General features: G+C 48.8%; 28 protein-coding genes. 1 reads left to right on the top strand and 27 read right to left on the bottom strand.

All coding sequences use genetic code 11. The features are described from left to right. Positions 1 to 287 precede the first annotated feature (287 nt). The 24 genes from secY to DW757_RS03715 form a co-directional block, all read right to left on the bottom strand. On the bottom strand, positions 288 to 1,604 hold the full coding sequence (gene secY / locus DW757_RS03825) for a preprotein translocase subunit SecY (protein WP_118751041.1): 1,317 nt from the start codon (positions 1,602 to 1,604) through the stop codon (positions 288 to 290). A gap of 1 nt (position 1,605) precedes the next feature. Then, positions 1,606 to 2,046 (bottom strand): 50S ribosomal protein L15, encoded by a 441-nt coding sequence (rplO, locus tag DW757_RS03820; protein ID WP_008396311.1) that lies wholly within the window; start codon positions 2,044 to 2,046, stop codon positions 1,606 to 1,608. 22 nt (positions 2,047 to 2,068) lie between these two features. After that, positions 2,069 to 2,251 (bottom strand): 50S ribosomal protein L30, encoded by a 183-nt coding sequence (gene rpmD / locus DW757_RS03815; RefSeq protein WP_008396312.1) that lies wholly within the window; start codon positions 2,249 to 2,251, stop codon positions 2,069 to 2,071. A 16-nt stretch (positions 2,252 to 2,267) separates the two neighbouring features. Next, positions 2,268 to 2,777 (bottom strand): 30S ribosomal protein S5, encoded by a 510-nt coding sequence (gene rpsE / locus DW757_RS03810; protein WP_008396313.1) that lies wholly within the window; start codon positions 2,775 to 2,777, stop codon positions 2,268 to 2,270. 20 nt (positions 2,778 to 2,797) lie between these two features. Further along, positions 2,798 to 3,166: a 50S ribosomal protein L18 gene (rplR, locus tag DW757_RS03805; protein ID WP_008396314.1), complete on the bottom strand. Its 369-nt coding sequence runs from the start codon at positions 3,164 to 3,166 to the stop codon at positions 2,798 to 2,800. 17 nt (positions 3,167 to 3,183) lie between these two features. After that, positions 3,184 to 3,726, bottom strand: a complete 543-nt coding sequence (gene rplF / locus DW757_RS03800) for a 50S ribosomal protein L6 (RefSeq protein WP_015544466.1) — start codon at positions 3,724 to 3,726, stop codon at positions 3,184 to 3,186. Between the two features lie 285 nt (positions 3,727 to 4,011). Further along, entirely contained in the window at positions 4,012 to 4,413 is a 402-nt protein-coding gene (rpsH, locus tag DW757_RS03795; protein WP_008396316.1) for a 30S ribosomal protein S8, read from the bottom strand. Positions 4,414 to 4,700: 287 nt separating this feature from the next. Further along, positions 4,701 to 4,886: a type Z 30S ribosomal protein S14 gene (locus tag DW757_RS03790; RefSeq protein WP_008396318.1), complete on the bottom strand. Its 186-nt coding sequence runs from the start codon at positions 4,884 to 4,886 to the stop codon at positions 4,701 to 4,703. Positions 4,887 to 4,900: 14 nt separating this feature from the next. Next, positions 4,901 to 5,440 (bottom strand): 50S ribosomal protein L5, encoded by a 540-nt coding sequence (gene rplE, locus DW757_RS03785; protein WP_008396319.1) that lies wholly within the window; start codon positions 5,438 to 5,440, stop codon positions 4,901 to 4,903. Between the two features lie 21 nt (positions 5,441 to 5,461). After that, on the bottom strand, positions 5,462 to 5,767 hold the full coding sequence (gene rplX, locus DW757_RS03780) for a 50S ribosomal protein L24 (RefSeq protein ID WP_008396320.1): 306 nt from the start codon (positions 5,765 to 5,767) through the stop codon (positions 5,462 to 5,464). Between the two features lie 13 nt (positions 5,768 to 5,780). Then, positions 5,781 to 6,149, bottom strand: coding sequence for a 50S ribosomal protein L14 (gene rplN / locus DW757_RS03775; protein WP_008396321.1), 369 nt, complete (start codon positions 6,147 to 6,149; stop codon positions 5,781 to 5,783). 23 nt (positions 6,150 to 6,172) lie between these two features. Further along, positions 6,173 to 6,451 carry a 30S ribosomal protein S17 gene (rpsQ, locus tag DW757_RS03770; RefSeq protein WP_008396322.1) on the bottom strand — a complete coding sequence of 93 codons (279 nt, stop codon included), beginning with the start codon at positions 6,449 to 6,451 and terminating at the stop codon, positions 6,173 to 6,175. 127 nt (positions 6,452 to 6,578) lie between these two features. Further along, positions 6,579 to 6,785 (bottom strand): 50S ribosomal protein L29, encoded by a 207-nt coding sequence (gene rpmC, locus DW757_RS03765; RefSeq protein ID WP_008396323.1) that lies wholly within the window; start codon positions 6,783 to 6,785, stop codon positions 6,579 to 6,581. After that, the gene (gene rplP, locus DW757_RS03760) at positions 6,775 to 7,212 is read right to left on the bottom strand and encodes a 50S ribosomal protein L16 (protein ID WP_008396324.1); all 438 of its coding nucleotides are present in this window, start codon (positions 7,210 to 7,212) and stop codon (positions 6,775 to 6,777) included. The genes rpmC and rplP overlap by 11 nt, the downstream gene beginning before the upstream one ends. Then, the gene (gene rpsC / locus DW757_RS03755; RefSeq protein ID WP_008396325.1) at positions 7,212 to 7,868 is read right to left on the bottom strand and encodes a 30S ribosomal protein S3; all 657 of its coding nucleotides are present in this window, start codon (positions 7,866 to 7,868) and stop codon (positions 7,212 to 7,214) included. Before rpsC ends, rplP begins: the two co-directional genes overlap by 1 nt. Before the next feature lie 14 nt (positions 7,869 to 7,882). After that, a complete protein-coding gene (gene rplV, locus DW757_RS03750; protein ID WP_008396326.1) occupies positions 7,883 to 8,269 on the bottom strand; it encodes a 50S ribosomal protein L22 in 387 nt (128 codons plus the stop codon). 28 nt (positions 8,270 to 8,297) lie between these two features. Then, a complete protein-coding gene (rpsS, locus tag DW757_RS03745; protein WP_008396327.1) occupies positions 8,298 to 8,576 on the bottom strand; it encodes a 30S ribosomal protein S19 in 279 nt (92 codons plus the stop codon). A 22-nt stretch (positions 8,577 to 8,598) separates the two neighbouring features. Then, positions 8,599 to 9,438 (bottom strand): 50S ribosomal protein L2, encoded by an 840-nt coding sequence (gene rplB / locus DW757_RS03740; RefSeq protein WP_015544470.1) that lies wholly within the window; start codon positions 9,436 to 9,438, stop codon positions 8,599 to 8,601. 120 nt (positions 9,439 to 9,558) lie between these two features. Continuing rightward, a complete protein-coding gene (gene rplW / locus DW757_RS03735) occupies positions 9,559 to 9,858 on the bottom strand; it encodes a 50S ribosomal protein L23 (protein WP_087384753.1) in 300 nt (99 codons plus the stop codon). Continuing rightward, positions 9,858 to 10,472 (bottom strand): 50S ribosomal protein L4, encoded by a 615-nt coding sequence (rplD, locus tag DW757_RS03730; RefSeq protein ID WP_008396330.1) that lies wholly within the window; start codon positions 10,470 to 10,472, stop codon positions 9,858 to 9,860. Before rplD ends, rplW begins: the two co-directional genes overlap by 1 nt. Positions 10,473 to 10,499: 27 nt before the next feature. Next, positions 10,500 to 11,135 carry a 50S ribosomal protein L3 gene (gene rplC, locus DW757_RS03725; RefSeq protein WP_008396331.1) on the bottom strand — a complete coding sequence of 212 codons (636 nt, stop codon included), beginning with the start codon at positions 11,133 to 11,135 and terminating at the stop codon, positions 10,500 to 10,502. A gap of 105 nt (positions 11,136 to 11,240) precedes the next feature. Beyond that, positions 11,241 to 11,558, bottom strand: a complete 318-nt coding sequence (rpsJ, locus tag DW757_RS03720; protein WP_118751040.1) for a 30S ribosomal protein S10 — start codon at positions 11,556 to 11,558, stop codon at positions 11,241 to 11,243. 238 nt (positions 11,559 to 11,796) lie between these two features. Then, positions 11,797 to 12,171, bottom strand: coding sequence for a hypothetical protein (locus DW757_RS17225; RefSeq protein ID WP_147355627.1), 375 nt, complete (start codon positions 12,169 to 12,171; stop codon positions 11,797 to 11,799). Then, a complete protein-coding gene (locus DW757_RS03715; RefSeq protein ID WP_118751039.1) occupies positions 12,162 to 13,526 on the bottom strand; it encodes a cell wall-binding protein in 1,365 nt (454 codons plus the stop codon). Before DW757_RS03715 ends, DW757_RS17225 begins: the two co-directional genes overlap by 10 nt. 288 nt (positions 13,527 to 13,814) lie before the next feature. Here DW757_RS03715 and DW757_RS03710 point away from each other — a divergent pair, with 288 nt between their 5' ends. After that, entirely contained in the window at positions 13,815 to 14,681 is an 867-nt protein-coding gene (locus DW757_RS03710; protein ID WP_015574655.1) for a class I SAM-dependent methyltransferase, read from the top strand. Between the two features lie 16 nt (positions 14,682 to 14,697). On the opposite strand, the gene DW757_RS03705 is transcribed toward DW757_RS03710, so the two are convergent. The 3 genes from DW757_RS03705 to DW757_RS03695 are packed head-to-tail and all read right to left on the bottom strand — an operon-like array spanning position 14,698 to position 16,888. Next, a complete protein-coding gene (locus DW757_RS03705; RefSeq protein ID WP_182433244.1) occupies positions 14,698 to 15,750 on the bottom strand; it encodes an acyltransferase in 1,053 nt (350 codons plus the stop codon). Then, on the bottom strand, positions 15,747 to 15,935 hold the full coding sequence (locus DW757_RS03700; RefSeq protein WP_044930707.1) for a hypothetical protein: 189 nt from the start codon (positions 15,933 to 15,935) through the stop codon (positions 15,747 to 15,749). The genes DW757_RS03705 and DW757_RS03700 overlap by 4 nt, the downstream gene beginning before the upstream one ends. A gap of 38 nt (positions 15,936 to 15,973) precedes the next feature. Next, entirely contained in the window at positions 15,974 to 16,888 is a 915-nt protein-coding gene (locus tag DW757_RS03695) for a CPBP family intramembrane glutamic endopeptidase (protein WP_243033354.1), read from the bottom strand. Between the last annotated feature and the right edge of the window lie 13 nt (positions 16,889 to 16,901).

Genomic DNA, 16,901 nt, shown 5'->3' with positions numbered 1-16,901 from the left:
GTGTTATAAAATACCCTGATATTGAAAATGTTATATAGTTTTTATATCAGAAAAGGATTTCCCCTCTTTTTGCAGGGTTCTCCCAACCTGACTTTCCCATACCTGAGGCCTGTCTCTCTGTCCGGCCTCTCCCATCGGGACGCCCCGGCCGCCGCAGTGCGATCCCCGCGGAGCGTTTTTATATAGCAGGGAACGAAGTTTCCTGTTATATAAAAAAGAAACGCCCTCTGCCGGGAGCAGGCAGCATACACATGCCGCCTTCCTCTCCCGCCCAGAAGGCGAATCGTTTAGTCGTTCAAAAAGCCTCTGTAATTTCTTACAAGCAGCTGAGCCTCTATTGCCTTGATTGTCTCCAGGATTACGCCCGCGATGATGATCAGGGACGTACCGCCGAAGGACAGTCTGTTGATATTGAACACACCGGATGCGATGATCGGGATCAGGCATACAATTACCAGACCGCAGGCACCGATGAAGATAATATAGGTCAGAATGCCTGACAGATAATCGGACGTCGGTTTTCCGGGACGGATGCCCGGGATGAAGCCGCCGGCCTTTTTCATATTGTTTGCAATCTCCAGCGGATTGAAGGTAATGGATGTGTAGAAGTACGCAAACACTACGACCAGTCCGATGTAGATTAACACGCCCACTGAATAAATCGGAGCCTCCGGACGGAACCAGGAGCTGGAATTTAAGGCCCTTAAAATATGGCCCGGTACAGAGAGCGGATCAACCTTCAGGAACTCGGAGATGACAACCGGGAAGCTCATCAGAGAGGATGCAAAGATAACCGGGATAACGCCGGCTGTGTTTACCTTCAGAGGGATGTTTGCGGACTGGCCGCCAACCATCTTTCTGCCCTGCATCTTCTTTGAATACTGTACCGGGATAATTCTCTTAGCATCCTGAAGAATAATAACAAATACCACGATGGCAGCGATAATAGCCACAATGATGACCACAGATACAACCGCAGCACCGATGGGCCTTCCCTGAACGAAGCGCTCGTACAGAGAAATCATGTCACTTGGAATCGTGGAGAGGATATTAAAGAGAAGGACTATAGAGATACCGTTCCCTACGCCGTGCTCTGTAATACGCTCACCAATCCACATGAGCATGGCGCTTCCGGCGGTCATGGCTGCAACCGTCACGATGACGTTCAGCGCTGTGAACTCCAGAAGCAATCCCTGGCCTCCGAAGCCGATTGCCATGGCTCCTGACTGGAGCAGGGCAAGTCCGACTGTCAGATAGCGGGTGTATTCCTGAATTTTCTTTCTGCCCTCTTCCCCGTCACGCTGCATCTCCTCCAGTTTTGGAATCGCAATGGTGAGAAGCTGCATGATAATGGAAGATGTGATATATGGTGTGATGCTCAAAGCGAATACCGAGAGGTTCGTGAAGGAACCTCCGGTAATCGTATTGAAGAACCCAAATGCATCGTTAGACTGTCCTGAAAACAGCTCGGCAAAGAAATCTGTCTTTACGCCCGGGATGGGAAGCTGGGAACCGATACGGATCACAACTAACATCGCGAATGTAAAGAGCAGCTTCTGCCTTACCTCCTTCACTCTAAAAGCGTTCTGGAGTGTTTTTAACATACTAGATCACCTCGCAGGTTCCGCCAACAGCCTCGATCTTGGCCTTTGCTCCTTCACTTACTGCATCTACTTTTACAGTGAGCTTCTTTGTGAGCTCGCCGTTTCCGAGAATCTTAACGCCGTCGCGCGGATTCTTAACGATACCTGCTTCGATTAATGTCTCTACTGTCACTACTGTGTCATTCTCAAATCTCTCAAGAGCGCTTACATTGATGCCGATAATGTCCTTACCGTTTCTGTTTGTGAAGCCTCTCTTAGGAAGACGTCTGTATAAAGGCATCTGACCGCCTTCAAATCCCGGTCTTGTAGCTCCGGAACGTGCCTTCTGTCCTTTATGTCCTTTACCAGCAGTCTTTCCGTTTCCTGAGCCATGGCCACGGCCTCTTCTGAAGCTGTCGCTGTGCTTAGAACCTACAGCTGGCTTTAAGTTGGATAATTCCATGACTGCACCTCCTTACAAAATCTTAGTTCTCTTCAACTTTTACTAAGTGTCTAACACTCTGAATCATGCCTCTAACAGCGCCGTTGTCCGGCATCTCAACTGTCTTGTGAAGTTTGTTTAAGCCTAATGCTTCAACAGTTGCTCTCTGCTTCGGAACAGCACCGATAGGGGATTTTACTAATGTGATCTTTAATGTCTGTGCCATTTCTAATCTCCTCCTATTAGTTCAGAATCTCTTCTACAGATTTACCGCGGAGCTTTGCAACCTCTTCCGGAGTCTTTAATGCGCATAATCCTGTTAAAGTAGCTAAAACAACATTTGTCTTGTTGTTGGAACCTAAGGATTTTGTACGGATATTCTTATATCCTGCAAGCTCCAGTACGGAACGTGCCGGACCTCCGGCGATGATACCAGTACCTTCAGGAGCCTTCTTTAAAAGCACGTTAGCGCTTCCGAATTTTCCAAGGAAATCGTGCGGAATGCTGTTATTCTCATCAAACGGAACTGCTACAAGGTTCTTTGCTGCGGCCTCCTTGCCCTTGCGGATAGCTTCCGGAACCTCAGCGGCCTTTCCAAGGCCGGCACCTACGTGGCCGTTCTTGTCACCAACTACTACTAATGCGGAGAATCTCATTGTACGTCCGCCCTTGACAGTCTTGGATACGCGTTTGATTGCCACTACCTTATCTTCTAACTCGAACTGGGTAGGATCAATGATTGTACGTTTCATCTGTATTGTTCTCCTTCCTACTAGAATTCCAGACCAGCCTCACGAGCTGCGTCTGCTAATGCCTGAACTTTACCCTGATAAATAAATCCGCCTCTGTCAAAGACAACTGTTTTGATACCCTTCTCTAATGCTCTCTTTGCGATTACAGTACCAACATAAGCGGCAGCCTCTACGTTGTTTGTCTTAGCAAGCTCGGCCTTAACTGCCTTCTCTGCTGTGGAAGCAGCAACTAAAGTATTGCCAACTGTATCATCAATGATCTGAGCATACATATGATTATTGCTTCTGAACACTGCTAAACGCGGTCTCTCGGCTGTACCGGAGAAACGATTGCGTAATCTAGCGTGCTTTTTCTCGCGAATTTCGCTTCTTGACTGTTTGCTAACCATCTTCACACTCTCCTTAATTATTTCTTACCTGTCTTACCAACTTTGCGTCTGATTACCTCGTCAGCGTACTTGATTCCCTTGCCCTTGTACGGCTCAGGTCTTCTCTTGTCTCTGATCTCGGCTGCGTACTGGCCAACCTTCTCTTTGCTGATACCCTTAACGATGATCTTGTTCTGTCCGTCGAGAACTGTCTCAATTCCCTCCGGATCCTCCATCTCTACCGGATGAGAGTATCCAAGGCTTAATGTGAGCTTCTTGCCCTGCTTAGCTGCCCTGTAACCAACACCGTTGATCTCGAGAACCTTCTCATATCCCTCTGTTACGCCGTGGATCATGTTGTTGATTAAGGTTCTTGTAAGGCCGTGTAAAGATTTCATCTTCTTTAAGTCGTTCGGTCTTGTAACGACGATCTGTCCGTCCTCTTCCTTGATGGACATTTCTACTGGTAACGCTCTCTCAAGTGTTCCCTTTGGACCTTTTACAGTCACTACATTGTTCTCTGCGATTGTAACAGTTACACCTGCCGGAATCGCAACTGGCATTCTTCCGATACGTGACATGCCTGTCTACCTCCTACTTAGATTTTCGGAGAAGCCGCATGGGGCTTCTCTGTTTTCAGTTTTCTATCTATGGAAATTCCCGTCAGGCCGGAGGCCTGTGGGATTTTCTATCGCGGGTTTTTGGTGGGGCAAAGAAATGCGTCTCGGGACGTATTTTCGGCCACCACAGTTCGCTCAGCTAAGCTCTGCTGTCGCCTTTGGCTCTGCATCGCTAAGATTCGCGAACGGCCTCGCACTAAATTCGCCTGTCGCCTGACGGCTCGGGCTCATTAAGTTGCTTTCGGCCTACCAAACAAATGCGAGGACCTCGCCGCCTACTCCTAAGCGTCTTGCCTCTTTGTCTGTGATAACGCCCTGGTTTGTGGAAACGATGGCGATTCCAAGGCCGCCGAGTACCTTCGGCATATCCTCTGTGTTAGCGTAAACACGGAGACCTGGCTTGGAGATTCTCTTGATACCGGAAATGATCTTCTCGTTTTTGTCCTTTCCGTATTTTAACTCGATGCGGATGGTGTTGAAACCGTTGTCCTCAACGATGTCATATTTCTTAATATATCCCTCTCTTACAAGGATGTCAGCGATAGCTAACTTCATCTTGGAAGACGGAACATCTACTGTATCGTGCTTAGCAGTGTTTGCATTACGGATTCTGGTAAGCATATCTGCAATCGGATCGCTCATTGTCATTTTGAGTTTGCCTCCTTATTTTCTCTTCATATGAGGTTCAGCCTGTTCTTCCGGACAGTTCGGCTCCGGGCGCTGAACCCGGGAGAGCTTCCCGTACCCACGGGGCTTTCTCCCTGTTTTATTTGCTTTCGCGGCAAAGATGCGTTTCACCACGTTCTCTCTGCCACTACAGTCCGCTCAGCTAAGCTCTGCTCTCGCCTGCGGCTCGGCCTCGCTAAGATTCGCGGACGGCCTCGCACTAAGCTCATCCTTCGCCTGCGGCTCGGATTCGCTAAGTTGCTTTCGGCCTACCAGCTTGCCTTCTTTACTCCCGGGATTTCGCCCTTGTAAGCTAACTCGCGGAAGCAGATACGGCAGATGCCGTATTTTCTTAAATATGCGTGTGGACGGCCACAAATTCTGCAGCGGTTGTACTCTCTTGTGGAGAATTTTGCCGGACGCTGCTGTTTAATCTTCATTGAAGTCTTAGCCATGATAATCCTCCTAATTATTTCGCAAACGGCATGTTGAATAAGGTTAACAGTTCACGAGCTTCCTCGTCTGTCTTAGCGGTTGTAACGAAGATGATGTCCATACCTCTTACCTTATCAACCTTATCATACTCGATCTCCGGGAAAATCAGCTGCTCCTTGATTCCGAGCGCATAGTTTCCTCTTCCATCAAATGCGTTAGGATTTACACCGCGGAAGTCACGTACTCGCGGCAGAGCCAGGTTGATTAAACGGTCAGCAAACTCATACATCTTCTCTCCGCGAAGAGTAACCTTGCATCCGATAGCCATACCCTCTCTGATCTTGAAGTTAGCCACAGACTTCTTAGCCTTTGTTAAAACTGCCTTCTGTCCTGTGATGATTTCCATATCTCTTACTGCGGAGTCCAGAACCTTAGCGTTTTCCTTAGCCTCGCCAACACCCATGTTGACAACAATCTTGTCTAACTTCGGCACTTCCATGATATTCTTGTATCCGAATTTCTTCATCATAGCGTCTACGATTTCGCTCTGATAAATCTCTTTTAATCTAGCCACTTTTGTTCCTCCTCTCCGTAATTAGTCGATTACCTTGCCGGTAGCCTTTGCAACGCGGACTTTCTTGCCGTCTCTTACCTCAAAGCCAACTCTTGTAGCCTTGCCGTCAACAACAAGCATAACGTTGGAAATGTCAACCGGACCTTCCTGATGAACGATGCCGCCCTGCTGGTTCTGAGCGCTTGGCTTTGTGTGCTTTGTAACCATGTTGCATCCCTCAACAGTTACGGTATTCTTCTTTGTATTTACGGCGAGAATTTTGCCGGTCTTGTCTTTATCTTTACCTGTGATAATCTTTACCAGATCACCTTTTTTGATTTTATGCACAGTCGGCACCTCCTTACAGTACTTCCGGAGCCAGAGAAACGATCTTCATGAACTGCTTCTCACGAAGCTCTCTTGCTACCGGCCCAAAAATACGAGTTCCTCTTGGGTTCTTGTCATCTTTGATAATTACTGCTGCGTTCTCATCAAACTTAATGTAGGAACCGTTACTGCGGCGAGCGCCCTTAACGGAACGTACGACAACGGCCTTTACCACGTCGCCTTTTTTTACAACACCGCCTGGTGTTGCATCTTTAACGGAAGCGACGATAATGTCACCGATATTAGCATATCTTCTTGTAGATCCGCCCATAACACGGATGCAAAGAAGCTCCTTCGCACCTGTATTATCAGCAACCTTTAATCTGGTTTCCTGCTGAATCATGCCGAATACTCCTTTCTGATTAACTACCTTGCTTTCTCGATAATCTCAACAAGTCTCCATCTCTTGTCCTTGGATAAAGGTCTTGTCTCCATAACTTTTACAGTATCACCGATTCCGCACTGATTCTCCTCATCATGTGCTTTTAATTTATAAGTTCTCTTAACGATCTTGCCGTATAAAGGATGTTTTACGTGGTCTTCGATAGCAACTACAATTGTCTTGTCCATCTTGTTGCTTACTACCTTGCCAGTACGTGTTTTTCTTAAATTTCTTTCCACGGTAGAGCTTCTCCTTTCGATCATTTCCTCGTACAGAGGATTGCATCTGTTCCCTCTTCTTCAGAGGACTCCGTTATCTCATCGGGCATCGCGCAGGTTTTCCTGCCCCGCCCTGTCATCAGCCATGAAGGCTATCTATAAGCTGTGCAGATTAAGCTAACTTGGATTTCTCTGTAATAACAGTCTGAATCCTGGCGATGTTCCTGCGAACTTCCTTAATTCTGCTTGTATTGTCTAACTGGTTGGTTGCATTCTGGAATCTTAAGTTGAAAAGTTCCTTCTTAGCAGCTACTAATTCTTCATTTAATTCTGCAGCTGATTTTGCCTTTAAATCTTCTACAAACTTATTAATTTTCACTGTTATCACCGCCTTCTAAATCTGCCTTAGAAGCAATTTTGCACTTGCATGGAAGTTTGTGCATTGCAAGACGTAATGCTTCTCTCGCTGTTTCCTCTGGTACTCCCGCGATCTCAAATAATACGCGGCCTGGTTTTACTACTGCTACCCAGTATTCAAGAGCGCCTTTACCGGAACCCATTCGAGTCTCTGCCGGCTTCGCAGTTACTGGCTTATCTGGGAAAATCTTAATCCAAACCTTACCACCACGCTTGATGTAACGTGTCATGGCGATACGGGCTGCTTCAATCTGGTTGCTTCTAATCCAACATGGTTCTGTAGCGACTAAACCGAACTCACCGTAGCAAATTACGTTTCCTCTTGTAGCTTTTCCTCTCATGGAGCCACGGAACTGTTTACGACGCTTAACTCTCTTAGGCATTAACATTATTTATCGCTCCCTTCCTTATTTCCTTTCACAGGAAGAACCTCGCCTTTGTAGATCCAAACCTTAACGCCAAGCTTTCCGTAGGTTGTATCTGCCTCAGCGAAACCATAGTCAATATCTGCTCTTAATGTCTGAAGCGGGATTGTACCCTCGCTGTAGAACTCTGTACGGGCCATATCAGCACCGCCAAGACGTCCTGCAACGGCTGCCTTGATACCCTTAACTCCTGCCTTCATGGATCTGCCCATAGCGGACTTCATGGCACGGCGGAAGGAAACACGGTTCTCAAGCTGCTGTGCAATGTTCTCTGCAACCAGCTGAGCATCTCTGTCTGGTCTCTTAACCTCTTTGATGTCGATAAATAACTTCTTGTCGGTAAGCTTCTGAACCTCAGCCTTAACCTTCTCGATCTCGGAACCGCCGCGGCCGATAACCACGCCTGGCTTAGCTGTGTAGATGATTACCTTTACTCTATCAGATGCGCGCTCGATCTCAATCTTGGAAACACCGGCGCTGTATAATTTCTTCTTAAGGTATGTTCTGATCTTGTGATCCTCAACCAGATTGTCAGCAAAATCAGCTTCAGCATACCATCTTGAGTCCCAGTCTTTAATAACACCGACTCTTAAGCCGTGTGGATTAACTTTCTGTCCCATATTTGCCTCCTTAATTATCTCTCGTCAAGCACTACAGTGATGTGGCTCATTCTCTTCTCGATTCTGTAAGCTCTTCCCTGTGCTCTCGGTTTAACTCTCTTCATTGTCGGTCCCTTGTTTGCGTAGCACTCTGCTACATACAGGTTCTCAACATTCATCTGGTTGTTGTTCTCAGCGTTTGCGATTGCTGACTCTAACAGTTTCTTTATTAAAGTAGAAGCATATCTGGGATTGTAAGTTACAATACCAAGTGCTGTCTGCACGTCCTTGCCTCTGATGGCATCTAATACGAAGCATGCTTTCTGAACGGATACTCTAGCGTAAGATAACTTTGCGGATGGTCTTGTATCCTTGTTAGCATTTCTTTCTCTCTTAATCTGGGATCTATGTCCTTTAGCCATTTGTGAAACCTCCTTTCAAAGCGTAAGTCTATCTGCGGGCTTTCTTCTCGTCTTTTCCGTGGCCTCTGTAAGTTCTTGTGGCAACGAACTCACCAAGCTTGTGTCCTACCATATCCTCTGTTACGTATACCGGAACATGCTTTCTTCCGTCATGAACTGCGATTGTGTGTCCTACCATCTGTGGGAAGATAGTGGAACGGCGGGACCAGGTCTTGATAACCTGCTTCTGGCCTGCTGCGTTCATAGCATCGACTTTCTTTAAAAGATGCGCGTCTGCAAATGGTCCTTTTTTAAGTGAACGAGCCATTTAATTACCTCCTATCGAACGATTACTTGTTAGCGTTTCGTCTTCTTACGATTAACTTGTTGGACTGTTTGTTTTTCTTTCTTGTCTTAAGACCAAGAGCTGGCTTGCCCCAAGGTGTGCATGGACCTGGACGACCGATACCAGTCTTACCCTCACCACCACCGTGTGGATGGTCATTCGGGTTCATAACGGAACCGCGGACTGTAGGTCTGATACCCATGTGACGCTTTCTACCAGCCTTACCAATGTTAACCAGGTTGTGATCTCCGTTTCCTACAACGCCGATAGTAGCGCGGCAGATAATCGGAACCATTCTCATCTCGCCGGAAGGTAATCTTAATGTGGCATATTTGCCCTCTTTCGCCATTAACTGAGCGGAGTTGCCAGCGGAACGAACCAGCTGTCCGCCCTTTCCTGGGTAGAGCTCGATGTTGTGAATCTGAGCACCAACCGGAATCTCGGAAAGCGGTAAGCAGTTTCCTACCTTTGCCTCAGCCTCCGGGCCGGACATAACCTTCATTCCGTCTGTCAGTCCCTGTGGTGCCAGGATATATGCCTTCTCGCCGTCTGCGTAGCAGATTAAAGCGATGTTTGCTGTTCTGTTCGGATCGTACTCAACACCGATAACGGTTGCCGGGATACCATCCTTGGAATTTCTCTTGAAATCGATGATTCTGTATTTTCTTCTGGAGCCGCCTCCGCGGTGTCTCACAGTGATTTTACCCTGATTGTTACGACCAGCGTTCTTCTTTAAGGATACTACTAAGGATTTCTCTGGTGTTGTCTTTGTGATCTCGGAGAAATCAGAGCCAGTCATATGTCTTCTGGAAGGTGTATATGGGCTGTATGTTTTGATTCCCATGACTTAAACTCCTTTCTGATGCCGGATATAGTGTTCATCCGGTTGGTTTGCCGGAGGACTTACAACGCCTCCTGGTGTGTTCTCAGTGAAAAGCGACATAAGGTTCGCCGCTTCCCCTAATTATAATCCTGCGAAGATCTCAATCTCCTTGCTGTCCTCTGTCAGCTTAACGATTGCCTTCTTTGTCTTTGCAGTCTTTCCGAATACCAGACCTCTTCTCTTTGTCTTTCCGTCGAGGTTCATGGTGCTTACAGCTGCTACCTTTGTTCCTGGGAACATTCTCTCAACAGCCTCTTTGATCATGGTCTTGTTTGCTTCCGGATGAACTAAGAAAGTATATTTCTTGTCGCTCATAGCGTTCATGCTCTTCTCAGTTACAACTGGTTTGAGGATTACATCATAGTACTGAATATTTGCCATTATGCGTACACCTCCTCGATAGAAGCTACAGCAGCCTTAGTTGCCACTACAGTGTTATATTTCAGAATGTCATATACGTTGATTGTGTTTACGGAAGCTGTCTTAACTGCCGGAATATTTCTTGCAGATAATGCAGCGTTTGCGTCAGCGCCTACTACCAGGGCCTTCTCAACCTTTAAGTTCTTCAGAACCTCAGCAAATTTCTTTGTCTTGATCTCTGCGAAGCTTAACTCGTCAACAACGATGAACTTGTTCTCGTTTACTCTGCTTGTAAGAGCGGACTTGAGAGCCAGTCTCTTCTCCTTCTTGTTTAAGCGGATTGTGTAGTCACGTGGTGTCGGAGCGAATACTACGCCGCCGCCTGTCCACTGCGGAGCTCTTGTTGAACCCTGTCTTGCGTGACCTGTTCCTTTCTGTCTCCACGGTTTTCTTCCTCCGCCGGAAACTTCGGAACGTGTTTTAGCTTTCTGTGTTCCCTGACGCTTGTTGGCTAACTGAGCTACTACAGCAAGGTGAACTAAGTGCTCGTTCACTTCTACGCCGAATACAGCATCGTTTAACTCTAATGTGCCAACTTCGTTGCCTTCAATATTGTAAACAGATACGTTTGCCATCTGTATGTTCCTCCTTTCCTATAAAGCCTACTTGCTGACTTTAACAGTCTCTTTGATTGTTACTAAGGATTTCTTTGGTCCTGGCACTGCGCCCTTAACAAGGAGCAGGTTGTTCTCTGCGTCAACCTTTACAATCTCCAGATTCTGGATTGTCACTTTTACGTGGCCCATCTGACCTGGCATGCCTTTGCCCTTGAATACGCGTCCTGGTGTTGTAGCGGAACCGTTGGAACCCTGATGACGATGGAACTTGGAACCGTGAGCCATAGGTCCTCTGTGCTGGCCATGTCTCTTGATGGCGCCCTGGAATCCCTTACCTTTGGAAATAGCAGTAGCATCAATCTTGTCGCCTGCAGCGAAGATGTCTGCCTTAATCTCATCCTTTACGGAATACTCGGAAGCATTCTCAAAACGGAACTCTCTGACATATCTCTTGTAGGAAACGCCTGCCTTGTCGAAGTGTCCCTTTACCGGCTTGCTGACTAACTTCTCTCTCTTGTCAACAAAACCAACCTGTACTGCCTCGTAGCCGTCGTTCTCTGCTGTCTTAACCTGTGTAACCACACATGGTCCAGCCTGAAGAACTGTTACTGGAGTTAAAACTCCGTCTTCGTTGAAAATCTGAGTCATTCCAACTTTTGTAGCTAAAATCGCCTTCTTCATTTTTTGACCTCCTGTCTTTTTCTACAGCGGAACGCGGGATGTTTCCGCGTTCATCCTAGAACAGTCCAGAAATCTATCTAAACCCTTCAGGATAACTGACAAATCTTATTTGTTCTTCATCTTGATGTTGATGTAAACACCTGCCGGCATTTCCAGTCTGGATAAAGCATCCACTGTCTTCTGGCTTGGTGTGATGATGTCGATGAGTCTCTTGTGAGTTCTCTGCTCAAACTGCTCTCTGGAATCTTTGTCCTTATGAACAGCTCTTAAGATTGTAACAACCTCTTTCTTTGTTGGTAACGGCACCGGTCCGCTCACCTTAGATCCGTTCTTCTTTACAGTCTCGATGATTTTTGCAGCAGACTGGTCAACCAGCTGATGATCATAAGCTTTCAATGTGATTCTCATTACTTGACTTGCCATAAAAAAAGTCGCCTCCTTTTCGTACTATTTGAAGCACGACAAGCGGTGACTGTACACATATCCGTGTGTGTCATACAAAACTCCACACTGAATCCTCCATATAATCAGGTATTCTCTAAAGTTGTACAGTGACTTGTCGCCAGTTTCCTAACTTGACATTCGCTCCACGGAAAACCTGCCATCTTACAGGCAGCAACCTCACGCTTCATCGCTATCATGCCACAGCCTCTGTATCATATCATAAGTTTCCTTGAATTGCAAGGGATTTTTCAGGGTTTTTCCTCATTTTTTCAAAGAAATTTCCGTGGATTTTCAGAGGTTTTTGGGCATTTTGACGAGGGGAGGGCGGGACGGGGATACACGGCAGAAGAAGGAGGTTTTTCAGTTCCAGCGAAGTCACTGAAAAACCTCCTTCTTCTGCTCCCCACTGTACTCCGGCCCGCCGAAAAGAGAGGAGAAAAGGTGAAGAGGAACTTCCTTTCCGGCCCCTCTCGTTTTCGCTCCCCCCGGCAAAAAGAGAAGGAAGGACAGATTTTTGTGACTTCGCTGGAACAAAAATCTGTCCTTCCTTCTCTTTCTCTTGCCCTTCTTTCTCTTGCCCCTTTAATCCCACGGAACCGGCTCGTAGGGGTCTCTTGCGTACTCGTCGCCGTTGTTGGACTCTTTATCTACTTCAATGACGATTCCCGACTTGTTCGTCTCAAACCGTGTGCCGCTGGAGTCCTTGACGGTTGTGTCTTTGGCAATCTTGCCTGATGTATTTACAAGGTAATTGTTTCCGTCCACACGGATTACCTCGTACTTCGTGCCGCTGTCAGCCTCCTGAAGCTTTCCTTTATAAAAGAGGTAATTATTCTTCACTCCCGTGTACCCGCGGCCGGCCTTGCTGCCGCTCTCGGTAAAGTAGTACTCGCACTTTGTGCCGTCGCCCTCCTCGATATCCATGCGGCCCTTCTGCACGGAGCTTGTCTGCCTGTCGCCGAAATAGTAGGTTTCAAAATCATTTCCGTCCTTCAGGTTTCTGAGGCCGTAGACAGGGTTTCCGTTATTGTCAAACAGGTAGGTCACGCCGCCGATCTTTTCCAGATCCCGGACAGTGGCTTCCTCCACAGCCGGGCCTACCTTTGGCTCACCGTCGCTCTCGAAATAATACCACTGTACCTCGTCCTCCACATCCCCGTCATAGTCCTCCGGCGGATAGGTGGAGTACCAGCCCACAGTCAGCTTTCCGTTGTCCTGGAGATAGCGGTAGTCGCGGAAGTTGTCCTCATCCCCGGTCACGCAGATCCAGCCGGTCTGCATCCGGCCCTCCTCGTCGAAGTAATAGTTGACGCCGTCTATCTTGTATTTTTTGTAATTGTCTCCTCCTGTTTCCGGCATGTAGCGCTTGCCGGAGCTCTGGAAGTAATACCAGTGGTGATCCTCGTCGTCCTCATAGGGGCGCATCTTGTCGTCGTCATCGTCGTCCGCATCGGGATCTTCCAGATACTGCCAGCCTGTGCGCATGGTTCCGTCGTCTCCCAGATAATAAAGATCGTCATCTGCCCAGCCGGTCTGCATCTCGCCGTCGCTGTTGAAATAATACCACTTTCCGGAAATCTTCTGCCAGTTGTCGGAAACAGCCTTTCCGTCGCTCTCGAAGTAGTACCAGACCTGTCCGGCATTTGTATCCCAGCCGTCATCCTTCGGAGCCAGCTGCATCCACTTTCCGGCCACCATGATTCCGTTGGAGTCCACATAGTACTCGTCGTCCACCCAGGTGTTGAGGGCCATGTTCCCATTATAGTTGAGGTAGCGCCAGAGGCCGTCAGCCCCTTTTCTCCACTCGTTTGTCACTTTATTTCCGCTTGAATTGTAATATACCCAGTTGCCGCCGGACTGCTGCCACCCTTCGGCGAGGCTGGCCGTCGCTCCGGCCAGAGTCAGCGCGACCGAAAGGCCCAATACGGCGATTCCTTTTCTCTTCATTCAAAATCCTCCCGCAAATACCCATTTTTTCCTATCTACCATTCTAGCAAGAGCCGGACAAATATTCAAGCGAAATAATCTTTCAATTCTATTACGAAATTTTCTGCAGAATGGCTGAAGCCTTTCCGCACAAAACGCAAAACCTCTTTGACACCCGTTCCTGCGGAATATATAATACTCATATGCATCATGCATAACCAAAAAAACGGCAGCCGTAAGGTTCTTTAAACCCCGGGTCTGCTGTTTTAGCCAAAAATAAAAAATTCAAATTTAAGGAGAACAATACATATGTGGATAGCTGACGGCTGGAAAGATTATGAAGTAATAGACTGCTCCAGAGGTGAAAAGCTGGAGCGCTGGGGCAGGTATCTGCTTGTCAGGCCGGATCCCCAGGTTATCTGGGATACACCGAAAAGGCACAAGGGATGGAAGCGGATGAACGGCCATTATCACCGAAGCTCCAGGGGAGGAGGCGAGTGGGAATTTTTCGATCTGCCCGAGCAGTGGACCATCCGCTACAGAGAGCTGACCTTCAACCTGAAGCCCTTCAGCTTCAAGCATACCGGCCTGTTTCCGGAGCAGGCCACGAACTGGGACTGGTTTGGAGAGAAGATACGAAAGGCCGGAAGACCTGTAAAAGTTCTCAACCTGTTTGCCTACACCGGAGGCGCAACCCTGGCGGCCGCCAAGGCAGGCGCCCATGTCACTCACGTGGATGCCTCCAAGGGAATGGTGACCTGGGCCAGGGAAAATGCCCGTTCCTCCGATCTTGCCGATGCCCCCATCCGCTGGATCGTAGACGACTGCGTCAAATTTGTGGAGAGGGAAATCAGGCGCGGCAATCACTACGACGGAATTATCATGGATCCTCCGTCCTACGGAAGAGGACCTAAGGGAGAGATCTGGAAAATTGAGGATTCCATCCACCCCTTTGTGCAGCTCTGCGCCAAACTTCTGTCGGATCAGCCTCTGTTCTATCTGATTAACTCCTACACAACAGGGCTGGCTCCGTCTGTCCTCACCTACATGCTTTCCACAGAGCTGGTTCCGAAGTTCGGCGGAACGGTGCGCTCTGAGGAAATCGGCCTCCCGGTAACAGAGAGCGGACTGGTTCTCCCCTGCGGAGCCTCCGGCAGGTGGGAGAGCAAAAACTAGGCTGCCGCCTGTTTTCTCATCTTCCCCCGCTGATTACCCTCCACAGAGGCCCTGCATATTTTCTCAGGAACTCTCCCAGCTTCCAGGCCAGAATCACACAGATAACCGGAATCGCCAGGTAGAGAAGCAGGGCCGTGAGGGCGGAGTGGGGAAGGAGAGCTGCTCCCAGCTTGTTGATTCCCCTCGCCAGTATAAAGTGGATAGTATAGAGAAAAAATCCGTACTTCATCCACTCCCTGGCATCCGGCAGCCTCATTCCCGGCACCGCCATCCAGAGGGTTACAGGCACGGTAAACCGGTAGAGAACTGTCTCAAACACGGAATGCCTGACTGTGATGCCCTGGTAAAAGTAAACTGCAAGCACGGTTCCGATCACTGCAGCGGCGGCTCTGACAGCCGTCCCTTTCCTGCCCTGCAGCCGCCGTTCCTCCAGAAAATCTTCTGCATGGAGCGCTCCGTAGGCGGCTGCGCTGTAATAAAAAAGGGCGTCCATATTGACAATCGGTATCTGAATCAGATTTTTGATGCAGTACAGCTCCGCCCCAATCACAAGAATGCCGGAAACCCTGTTTTTCAAGAGCGGATGCAGAAGCGGCGAGAGAGCGAGCAGGAAAATAAGCTGGTACATATACCAGAACACCGGATTATAGGTAAAATGAAGCACCGCATCTGCCATAGCCGGAATGCTGAGCTCCACCGCTGTCTTGTCTGAAATCCAGGCCAGATACGGGATGCGTCCGGCTGCCGCATAGCCCAGATAGTAGAGGAAATTCCAGAGCAGGTAAGGAAGCAGAACCGTCCGTATCCTCCGCTCCATCTTGGGCCCTATATCTTTATAGGAACACTTCCTGTAAAACTGGTAGGCAGACAGCATGAAAAAACCGGGCACTGCCACCGGCCCCAGAACGTCTGCCAGAATGTGCTGGAACTGCCAGACCACTTCTGAAGCCCCGCCCTCAGCCGGAAGCGCCAGAAACATATCTGCATTATAGCTGTGAATCATCACCACCATAAGGCTGAACAGAAAGGCCGCAAAGCACACCTTATTGTGAAATTTCTTTTCTGTCAAGGGCATCCCTCCTGTCTGCCTGTCCCATCGTTTTCCTGTTCCCGAACCAGATGTTCTCTTTCATCCTGTTCTGTCTCCTTTGTCTTCTCTGTCTCCTCTGTTTTCCCTTTTCCTGTTCCGCTTTGTTTCTGCCGGTCTTCCCCGCTGCCTTCCAATATATCAAAAGCACAGCCTGTGATCGTCATTCGCCGCTCGCTTGCGCTCATTATATCCTTATACTCGGTCACAGTGCTTTCGTTTCTGCATACAGCCGGCAGATAAGATATGCCCACGCAGCCAGAGCAGTGAGCGTAAGCCCCCATGCGCTCAGGCGTCCTGACTCCATCCACGTACCGAAGGCGGCCGCATCCAGGGTCAGCGCTGTCAGATTCGCCGCTATGTGAACAGAGGCAGCGGCTGTCACTGTGTGAAAGCGCTCTGTAAGGAATGCGAGAAAAAGTCCCATGAGCCCCGCATAAATCCCCTGCTGTACATTTCCGTGATAGATCCCGAATACAGCAGCCGTTGTCAGAGCGCAGGCCCAGACGCCAAACCTCCTTCTGAGCCTTTTATACATCAGGCCCCGGAACAAGACCTCCTCGGCAAACGGGATCAAAAAGCCCGTGCAGAGAAAAGTCAGAGCTGCAGCCGCCGCGCCGCCCGCCCGGGAAACTGTCGGCTCCGCGGCGCTCACAGCCGTCTGTGCCAGCGCAGATTCAGAAATCTCTGCCGGCACCAGGGCAGCTGCGGAAAGGCAGATGAGTCCGCTCATCCCAATACAGTAGCAGACACCTGCGGCGGGAAGCTTCCAGGCAGCTCTCACCCATTTTCCCTTGCTCTGCGGTCCTCCAAACCGGCCGTCTCCCTCCTGCTCCATCCTGGTATTTCCAGGCCTCGGCCAGTACCAGAAAATTATGACAGCCGCCCCCATGCCGCTTGCAGCCTGGGGAAGAACCTCAGTCAGAAACACAGCCGCTCCCGCCTCCCCGGCAGAAGCCCAAATACCTGACATACGCCAAACAGCTTCCAGAACAATCAGTGCCGTCTCCGCTGCAAGCCCGTAGAACAGCAGGGGCAGAAATGCGCTCAGAACAATCTCTGCAGTTTTATGGCTTCCTGCATCTGGCTTTTCTGTCTGTCTCCTCTCGGCGCCTGTCATTTCAGCCCTCCAT

The organism is Clostridium sp. AM29-11AC, assembly GCF_003480545.1.
GTDB classification, from domain to species: Bacteria; Bacillota; Clostridia; order Lachnospirales; family Lachnospiraceae; genus Otoolea; species Otoolea saccharolyticum_A.
Note: the sequence above shows the minus strand (reverse complement) of the source record. Positions and strands in the feature narration are given on the sequence as shown.